The sequence below is a fragment of the Rhodopseudomonas infernalis genome, assembly GCF_022271405.1.
Lineage (GTDB): Bacteria > Pseudomonadota > Alphaproteobacteria > Rhizobiales > Xanthobacteraceae > Rhodopseudomonas > Rhodopseudomonas infernalis.
Window position 1 is genome coordinate 56,468 of record NZ_JAJNAL010000030.1, and the last position, 7,529, is coordinate 63,996.

Below are 7,529 nucleotides of genomic sequence, written 5' to 3' on the forward strand. Positions count from 1 at the left end.
TACGCCGCCGCTCGGACTACTGTCAGTACCCCAAAGACAAACGAGGCATCCCATGACCATCCGGGTCTCCGGCAAAAGCATCAGCGTCGGCGAAGCCCTGCGCGGCCGCGTCAGCGAACGCACCGAAGAGGTGTTGCGCAAATATTTCGACGGCAACTACTCGGGCCACATCACGCTGAGCAAAGACGGCTTCGGATTCCGCACCGACTGTGCGCTGCACCTCGATTCCGGCATCACGCTGGAAGCCGAGTCGAACGCGGCAGACGCTTATGCGAGCGCCGACCAGGCGCTGCTGCAGATCGAAAAGCGGCTGCGCCGCTACAAGAGCCGGCTGAAGGATCGCTCGGCCCGCAAGGCGCATGCCGAGGCCGCCGCCATCGCCGAATTGGGCGCCCCGCCGGTCGATGCCCCGAGCTACGTCATCGAAGCGCCTGGCGACGAGGAGCATCACGAGGAGGCTTACAACCCGGTGATCATCGCCGAAGCCACCACGTCGATGAAGCGGCTGTCGGTGAGCGAAGCGGTGGTGGAACTCGACCTGACCGGTGCGCCGGTGATGGTGTTCCTGCATGGCGGCTCGGGGCGCGTGAACATCATCTATCGTCGAGCCGACGGAAATATCGGTTGGATCGATCCGCCCACCGTGAACGCTGCCGCCTGACGGTGGTTGGGAGATGGCCGTCCCGTGTTGCATACGAGACGGCCATTGACGCCCGGTGGCGGCTCTGCCTATGGTCCGCCGCCTTCTGAGCCGGTGCCGGAAGCTTCGACTTTGCCACCGCCGGCAGGGATGATAGATTAGCTAGGCCGATGAATTGATGAAGATTTTCGAGCTCAGAGGGCTGAGTGGATCTTCTCGATCGAGCTTGACGCAGACTACCCCTGTCCTATTTCACAACGACCGCAAAGCACATCCTCGGAACGCCGTATGACGATTACCGATCTGGTCGCGCCCGAGGCCGTCATTCCGGCGTTGAAGGTCATCAGTAAGAAGCAAGCCCTGCAGGAACTCGCCGCGCGTGCCGCGGAGCTTTCTGGGCAGAATGAGCGGGCGATCTTCGAGGTTCTGCTGCAGCGCGAGAAGCTCGGCACCACCGCGGTCGGTTACGGCGTTGCCATCCCCCACGGCAAGCTCCCGAAGCTGGACAAACTGTTCGGCCTGTTTGCACGGCTCGAACGGCCGATCGACTTCGAGGCGATGGACGGCCAGCCGGTCGATCTGATCTTCCTGCTGCTGGCTCCGGAAGGCGCGGGAGCCGATCACCTAAAGGCCCTGGCACGGATCGCTCGCCTGCTGCGCGATCAGGACGTCGCCAAGAAGCTGCGCGCCTCGCGCGACGCGCAAGCGATCTATTCGGTGCTGGCGCTGCCGCCGGCAACCGCTGCGTAACTGCTGCCGCAGATTTCGACGATTAATAATTGGAATCTGTATAAGCGAACGAGGTTCGCGCAGGTCGTTGATCGCCGCAGGTCGTTGATCGCCAACGTGTATCAACGCAGTCACGCGGGGTCCGTCTCCGGACACCGCGTCTGCCTGGTAGCTCAGGGGATCAGTGCACGCTCACCGCTTGGAGCTCCTGGCTCCAGGCATTGGCCACAGCGGCTTCGCGGCTGTCGGTCAGCATGATCGGCGTGCCGTCGGCCGAATGCAACGCGAACAGCTTGATGCCGGGCGCGATCTGCGGCGCCTGCGGGAACAGGCCGGGCACGTCCTCGGAGCGGATCTGCTTCACATAGGCGATGTGGCCTTCGCCCAGATGCGCCAACGCTTCCGGCGTGACGTGGACATTCTCGCGGGTGGCCGAATCTTCGTGTGTACCCAAGTCAGTCATGGTCTCGACTCCTGTGTCAGACTAAGCGGTCGAGTCCGCTACTCGTTCCATTATTCGTGCTCGGTGATGGCAATTGTCTTAATCACCCGCTCGGGCTCAGGCCTGACCAGATCGATGGACAACAACCCGTTCTTCAGATCCGCACCCAGCACTTGCATCCCCTCCGCCAGCACGAAGGTGCGCTGGAAGTGGCGCGCGGCGATGCCGCGATGGATGTATTGCCGGGCTTTGTCATCCTGCTGGCGACCCCTGATGACGAGTTGATTTTCCTCAATCGTCACATCGAGTTGATCACGGGTGAAACCCGCGACCGCGAGCGTGATCCGGAGCTTTTCGGGATCCCCGCTGCTGCGTTCGCAGCGCTCGATGTTGTAGGGCGGGTAGCCGTCGGCACCCTTGACGACGCGGTCGAGCGCACGCTCGATCTCGTCGAATCCCAGCAGAAAGGGACTGGATAACGTAGGAACACGAGACATCACAAAGTCCTCTCGAAGCGACTTTGAGGGGGTCCTTGCGGCACCCCGCTGACCGTCCGGCATCGTGCCGGCCGGTCGAAACCAATATGGGCAGTGCAAGATACCGGTGCAAGCCACCCGAAACAACGAAATTTCCTTGCCGGCTCAAGGCCCTGCGGCAATCCGCCGGCCGTCGGCGCCGAACCAGTGCAGCTGTTGAGGCAAAGCCGTGGCAACGATCTGGGCGCCGATCGGCGGCGCGTCCTGACCGGGAATTCGCACGATCACCTCGTCGGGCGGCAATTCGCCCGGCTTGTTGCTGATCGCCGCGAGGTCGTTGCGGCGCTCGCGGCTGCCGTACACGAAGGTCTCAGGACCGACCCGCTCGATCGCCTCGACGGTGAGGTCGAGCGCCAGCCCGCCGGGGCGGGCGGGATCGGCGGAGATCACCAGGTCTTCCGGCCGGACGCCGAGGATGCTGGCCTCGGCCGCACCGCCGACCTGCGCCCGCACGCCCTCGATCGGGATCAGATTCATCGGCGGCGCACCGATGAAGGACGCCACGAAAGTGGTAGCCGGCTTGGCGTAGACGTCGAGCGGCGAGCCGATCTGTTCGACCGCACCGGCGTTCATCACCACCAGGATGTCGGCCAGCGTCATCGCCTCGAGCTGGTCGTGGGTGACGTAGATCGCCGTGGTGGCGAGCCGGCGCTGCAGCTTGCGGATCTCGACACGCATCGCCACCCGCAGCTTGGCGTCGAGATTGGACAGCGGCTCGTCGAACAGGAACACCTTGGGCTGGCGCACGATCGCGCGGCCCATCGCGACGCGCTGGCGCTGACCGCCGGACAGCTGCCGCGGCTTGCGCTGGAGCATGCTGCCGAGTTCGAGGATCCGCGCCGCCTCCTGCACCCGTTCATCGATCTGCGGCTTGGGCATGCCGCGATTGCGCAGCCCATAGGCCATGTTGTTGTACACGCTCATATGCGGATACAGCGCGTAGTTCTGGAACACCATGGCGATGTCGCGGTCGGCCGGCTCGACATTGTTGACGACGCGGCCGCCGATCTCGATCTCGCCCGCCGTGATCGTCTCCAGCCCCGCGACCATGCGCAGCAGCGTGGACTTGCCGCAGCCGCTTGGCCCGACCAGCACGCAGAACTGACCGTCGCCGACCGCGAAATCGACACCCTTGATGGCCTCGAAGCCGCCCGGATAGGTCTTGCGCACGTTGCGGAGAACGACATCAGCCATGCGCGCGCTCCGCGCGCGAGAGCGAATGGCGAATAGCGAGTGGCGAATGGAAGGACGGATCGGCGTCGGCTCGGCTATTCGCTACTCGCCATTCGCTACTCGCCATCTTCACTTCTCCGTCTCGACCAGTCCGCGCACGAACAGCTTCTGCATCAGCACCACTACGGCGACCGGCGGCAGCATCGCCAGCACCGCGGTCGCCATCACGATCGGCCACTCGGTCAGCGCATCCGACGTCACGATCATCTTGCGGATGCCGATCTGGATGGTCTGCATGTCGTCGCGCGTGGTAATCAGCAGCGGCCACAGATATTGATTCCAGCCGAGGATGAACAGGATCACGAACAGCGCCGCCATGTTGGTGCGCGACAGCGGCAGCAGCGTATCCCAGAAGAACCGGAACGGCCCGGCGCCGTCGATCCGCGACGCTTCGAGCAGTTCGTCCGGCACCGTCATGAAGAACTGCCGGAACAGCAGCGTCGCGGTCGCAGACGCAATCAGCGGCAGCGTCAGGCCCGCATAGCTGTCGAGCAGATTGAGGTCGGCGACGATCTTGTAGGTCGGGTAGATCCGGACCTCGACCGGCAGCATCAGGGTGATGAAGATGATCCAGAAGATCGTCATCCGGAACGGAAACCGGAAATACACGATCGCATAGGCGGAGATCAGCGAGATCGCGATCTTGCCGACCGCAATCAGCATCGCCATCACGAACGAGTTGAACAGCATGGTGCCGACCGGCTCGCGGGTGGTGCCCGAGGTGCCGACGAACAGCGTCTGGTAGTAGGTGTCGAGAAAATGCCCGCCCGGCAGCAGCGACATCTGGCCGTTGGCGATGGTGGCGTTGTCCTGGGTCGAGGCCACGAAAGCGATGTAGACCGGAAACGCCACGATCAGCACCCCGGTCCACAGCATCAGATGCGGCAGCAGATTTCCGAAGCGGCGGTGCTCGACCATCAGTAGTTCACCTTGCGCTCGACGAAGCGGAACTGGAATGCGGTGAGCGCGATGACGATGCCCATCAGGATCACCGACTGCGCCGCCGAGCTGCCCAGATTGCCGCCCAGCAGGCCGTCGCTGTAGACCTTGTAGACCAGCGTTTCGGTGGCCTTGGCGGGGCCGCCGCGGGTCATGGTGTCGATGATGCCGAAGGTGTCGAAGAACGCGTAGACGATGTTGACGACGATCAGGAAGAAGATGGTCGGCGACAGCAGCGGGAAGATGATGGTCCAGAACCGCCGCATCGGCCGCGCGCCGTCGATCGCCGCCGCCTCGATCACGCTGGCAGGGATCGCCTGCAGGCCGGCGAGAAAGAACAGGAAATTGTAGGAGATCTGCTTCCACGCCGCGGCCAGGATGATGAGCGTCGCCGCCTGGTTGCCGTCGAGCAGCGGGTTCCAGTCGACGCCAAGATTGCGCAGCGCGTGCGCGATCACGCCGAGCGACGGGTTGAGCATGAACACCCACAGCACGCCGACCACCGGCGGCGCCACCGCATAGGGCCAGATCAGCAGCGTGCGATAGAACATCGAGCCGCGCAGCGGCCGGTCCGCCATCACCGCCAGCAGCAGCGCCAGCGACAGCGACGACAGCGCGATCAGAACCGAGAACACGAAGGTGCGCAGGATGGCGGCGAAGTAATCCGGGTCGCTGAGCAGCTCCTGATAGTTCTCGAACCACACGAAGGTGGTCGACAACCCGAACGCGTCCTGCAGCAGGAACGACTGGATTACCGCCTGCAGCGCCGGCCAATAGAAAAACACCAGCACCACCGCAAGCTGCGGCAGAACCAGCAGATAGGGCAGGAATTTGGACTGGAAGACGGCCTGCTTGAGCATGGACTAACTCCCCTCCCCCCGCTCTTGCGGCGGGGAGGGGTCGGGGGTGGGGGGAGCCGCGCGCACAGCGTCTACGATGCTCTGCATCACGCCCTCGATGTTCTGCAGGACATCGTTATTCCAGAAACGCAGCACGCGGTAGCCCGCAGTATTGAGATAGTTCGTTCGAACGACATCGGCGGCCGATCCATCGTGCTGGCCGCCGTCGATTTCAATGACGAGGCGGAGGGCATGGCAGGCAAAGTCCGCAAAGTATGGGCCGATCGTCGCCTGTCGGCGAAAATGGGCCTCGCCGAATGCGGGGCGACGCAGTCGTTGCCACAGCTTCCGCTCGGCGTCCGTCGGATTTTGACGGAGGCTCCGAGCGCGTGGGATCCGGTGGTCGACTGTGCGTGCCATCAGCGTTCGTGCCTGGGGCCCCCCCACCCCCGACCCCTCCCCGCCGCAAGGGCGGGGGGAGGGGGAAGGCCGTACGCGGGGAAAGAACTACTTCACCGCCGTCTTTTCAAACTGCCGCAGCATGGTGTTGCCACGCGTCACCGCAGCATCCAGGGCTTCCTTGGCGGTCTTCTTGCCGGCCAGCGCCTGCTCGATTTCCTCGGCCCAGACGTCGCGCAGCTGCACCATGTTGCCGAGCCGCAGGCCGCGCGAGTTCTCGGTCGGGGGCTTGTTGGTCAGTTCCTTGATCGGTGTCTCGAGATAGGGCTGATCCTTGTAGAAGCCCTCGGCCTTGGCCTTCTCATACGCCGCCTTGGTAATCGGCAGATAGCCCGATGCCTTGTGGATCGCGACCTGGCGGTCGGTGTCGGACAGGAAGGCGAGGAACTTGGCGACGCCCTTGTATTCGTCCGGGGTCTTGCCGCCCATCACCCACAGCGAGGCGCCGCCGATGATCGAATTCTGTGGCGCGCCCGGGGCGTCCGGGTAGTACGGCATCGGCGCGTTGGTCCAGTTGAACTTGGCCTGGTTCTTGACGTTGCCGAAAAAGCCCGAGGAGGTCAGGAACAGCGGGCACTCGCCCGATGTGAAGCGGCCTTCGCCGGTGTTGGTGCGACCGGAGTAATCGTAGGTCTTGTCCTTCTGCAGCTCGATCAGTTTTTCGAGGTGCTTGACCTGCAGCGTGCCGTTGAATTCGAGCTTGGTATCGAAGCCGTCGAGGCCGTTGGCCTTGGACGCCAGCGGGACATTGTGCCAGGCCGAGAGCTGCTCGATGTTCGCCCAAGTCACCCAGGCGGTCGAGAAGCCGCAGGTCGCGTAGCCGGCGGCCTTCAGCTTCTTGGCATCCTCGAACACTTCGGGCCAGGTCTTCGGGATCTCAGTGATGTTGGCCTTCTTCAGGGCGTCGAGATTGACCCACATCACCATCGACGACGAGTTGAAGGGGAACGACAGCATCTCGCCCTTGGAGGTCGAGTAGTAGCCGGTGATCGCCGGCAGATAGGCGTTCGGATCGAACGGTTCGCCGGTTTCCTGCATCAGCTTGTAGACCGGCTTCACCGCGCCGGTGGCGGCCATCATGGTGGCAGTGCCGACTTCGAACACCTGCATGATGTGCGGCGCGTTGCCGGCGCGGAACGCCGCGATGCCGGCGTTCATCGTGTCGGCATAGCCGCCCTTGTAGGTCGGGACGACCTTGTAGTCGCTCTGCGAGGCGTTGAAGTCGTTCGCGAGCTTGACGACGACGTCGTTGTTGCCGCCGGTCATGGCGTGCCACCACTGAATCTCGGTGGCCGCCTGCGCTGGCGAGGCGAGCGCCAAGGTACCGGCGACGGATACGGCGAGAGCCGTCAGGCTGAAGGAGCGAAACGTCATCAAGGACCTCCCGAACGAGCGTCATCTTCGTGAGCGCGCGTTAGCAGCGCCGGATGACAGTCACATGACCGTATATGCGACGCCATCGTTAGGAGGAAGCGGTCCGGGTGCAAAGCACGGAAAAAGAACTAAGCCGTCTTGCGGCGGCGCAGCAGGAACCCGGCAGCGGATCCGCGATCGGGGTCCGCGATGATGTTGATCTCGGCCGAACAGCCGGGGCGGGGGGGGGGGGGGGGGGGGGCCGCCGCCGCCCCCGGCGGGGGGGGGGGGGGGGGGCCGGCGGGGGGGCGGCGGGGGGGGGGGGGGGGGGGGGGGGGGGGGGGGGGGGGGGGCGGGGG

Annotated in this window: 9 protein-coding genes; 2 read left to right on the forward strand and 7 right to left on the reverse strand. The window is 64.3% G+C overall.

Annotation, left to right across the window (positions count from 1 at the left end; all coding sequences use genetic code 11):
• The first annotated feature begins 52 nt into the window (after positions 1–52).
• Complete coding sequence (gene hpf / locus LPW26_RS18605; protein ID WP_238737032.1) at positions 53–661, forward strand: ribosome hibernation-promoting factor, HPF/YfiA family; 609 nt, start codon at positions 53–55, stop codon at positions 659–661.
• A gap of 267 nt (positions 662–928) precedes the next feature.
• Positions 929–1,390, forward strand: coding sequence for a PTS IIA-like nitrogen regulatory protein PtsN (gene ptsN / locus LPW26_RS18610; protein WP_238737034.1), 462 nt, complete (start codon positions 929–931; stop codon positions 1,388–1,390).
• 160 nt (positions 1,391–1,550) lie between these two features.
• Here ptsN and LPW26_RS18615 read toward each other — a convergent pair whose 3' ends face one another.
• The 7 genes from LPW26_RS18615 to ugpB all read right to left on the reverse strand — a co-directional run bounded on the left by LPW26_RS18615 (position 1,551) and on the right by ugpB (position 7,191).
• A complete protein-coding gene (locus LPW26_RS18615; RefSeq protein ID WP_238737036.1) occupies positions 1,551–1,832 on the reverse strand; it encodes a BQ00720 family protein in 282 nt (93 codons plus the stop codon).
• 50 nt (positions 1,833–1,882) lie between these two features.
• A complete protein-coding gene (locus LPW26_RS18620) occupies positions 1,883–2,308 on the reverse strand; it encodes an Hsp20 family protein (RefSeq protein WP_054163325.1) in 426 nt (141 codons plus the stop codon).
• A 144-nt stretch (positions 2,309–2,452) separates the two neighbouring features.
• Positions 2,453–3,541 (reverse strand): sn-glycerol-3-phosphate import ATP-binding protein UgpC, encoded by a 1,089-nt coding sequence (locus tag LPW26_RS18625; protein WP_238737038.1) that lies wholly within the window; start codon positions 3,539–3,541, stop codon positions 2,453–2,455.
• Positions 3,542–3,649: 108 nt separating this feature from the next.
• Positions 3,650–4,498 carry a sn-glycerol-3-phosphate ABC transporter permease UgpE gene (gene ugpE, locus LPW26_RS18630; RefSeq protein ID WP_238737040.1) on the reverse strand — a complete coding sequence of 283 codons (849 nt, stop codon included), beginning with the start codon at positions 4,496–4,498 and terminating at the stop codon, positions 3,650–3,652.
• Positions 4,498–5,379: a sn-glycerol-3-phosphate ABC transporter permease UgpA gene (gene ugpA / locus LPW26_RS18635; protein ID WP_238737041.1), complete on the reverse strand. Its 882-nt coding sequence runs from the start codon at positions 5,377–5,379 to the stop codon at positions 4,498–4,500. Before ugpA ends, ugpE begins: the two co-directional genes overlap by 1 nt.
• A gap of 3 nt (positions 5,380–5,382) precedes the next feature.
• Positions 5,383–5,778 carry an endonuclease domain-containing protein gene (locus LPW26_RS18640; protein ID WP_238737042.1) on the reverse strand — a complete coding sequence of 132 codons (396 nt, stop codon included), beginning with the start codon at positions 5,776–5,778 and terminating at the stop codon, positions 5,383–5,385.
• 87 nt (positions 5,779–5,865) lie between these two features.
• Positions 5,866–7,191, reverse strand: a complete 1,326-nt coding sequence (ugpB, locus tag LPW26_RS18645; RefSeq protein WP_238737044.1) for a sn-glycerol-3-phosphate ABC transporter substrate-binding protein UgpB — start codon at positions 7,189–7,191, stop codon at positions 5,866–5,868.
• Between the last annotated feature and the right edge of the window lie 338 nt (positions 7,192–7,529).

What these genes read in the sequence shown, in the direction of transcription:
- ugpA (WP_238737041.1), bottom strand. Translation starts at nt 5,379, where the DNA reads ATGCTCAAGCAGGCCGTCTTCCAGTCCAAATTCCTGCCCTATCTGCTG.
- ugpE (WP_238737040.1), bottom strand. Translation starts at nt 4,498, where the DNA reads ATGGTCGAGCACCGCCGCTTCGGAAATCTGCTGCCGCATCTGATGCTG.
- LPW26_RS18615 (WP_238737036.1), bottom strand. Translation starts at nt 1,832, where the DNA reads ATGACTGACTTGGGTACACACGAAGATTCGGCCACCCGCGAGAATGTC.
- LPW26_RS18620 (WP_054163325.1), bottom strand. Translation starts at nt 2,308, where the DNA reads ATGTCTCGTGTTCCTACGTTATCCAGTCCCTTTCTGCTGGGATTCGAC.
- hpf (WP_238737032.1), top strand. Translation starts at nt 53, where the DNA reads ATGACCATCCGGGTCTCCGGCAAAAGCATCAGCGTCGGCGAAGCCCTG.
- ptsN (WP_238737034.1), top strand. Translation starts at nt 929, where the DNA reads ATGACGATTACCGATCTGGTCGCGCCCGAGGCCGTCATTCCGGCGTTG.
- LPW26_RS18625 (WP_238737038.1), bottom strand. Translation starts at nt 3,541, where the DNA reads ATGGCTGATGTCGTTCTCCGCAACGTGCGCAAGACCTATCCGGGCGGC.
- LPW26_RS18640 (WP_238737042.1), bottom strand. Translation starts at nt 5,778, where the DNA reads ATGGCACGCACAGTCGACCACCGGATCCCACGCGCTCGGAGCCTCCGT.
- ugpB (WP_238737044.1), bottom strand. Translation starts at nt 7,191, where the DNA reads ATGACGTTTCGCTCCTTCAGCCTGACGGCTCTCGCCGTATCCGTCGCC.